Annotated in this window: 1 protein-coding gene; it reads left to right on the top strand. The window is 51.5% G+C overall.

Features of this window, described 5'->3' with window-relative positions; translation table 11 throughout:
• Positions 1-88 precede the first annotated feature (88 nt).
• Positions 89-270, top strand: a 182-nt coding sequence (locus SB775_RS29855; RefSeq protein WP_410864861.1) for a hypothetical protein, incomplete at its 3' end; no start/stop codon positions are given.

Raw genomic sequence — 270 nt, 5'->3', positions numbered from 1 at the left:
CAAGATCATGAGTTATCTGGGCCAAAGCACGATTTCGCGCCTGCTTGAGGTCTACGACGATTCTCGCGACGGCTTTTGACACCTACGATTGTTAAACGGACCAGCTGCGTCCCCCTTCACAAACGTTTACCAAGGTGTCGGAGATCGTCGGCATCTTGAGGACCTGAAAATCATTCCAATGACCGGAATTAAAGCGCGTTACAGGCCGGAAGTTTTAGACCACATTGCTGCCAAAAGAAGCTCTTTCGACGCGGCTGAAGGAGCCACCTG

It is taken from the genome of Peribacillus sp. SIMBA_075 (assembly GCF_046534585.1).
The sequence above is the reverse complement of the archived record's forward strand: the minus strand, read 5'-3'. Positions and strand labels throughout refer to the sequence as shown.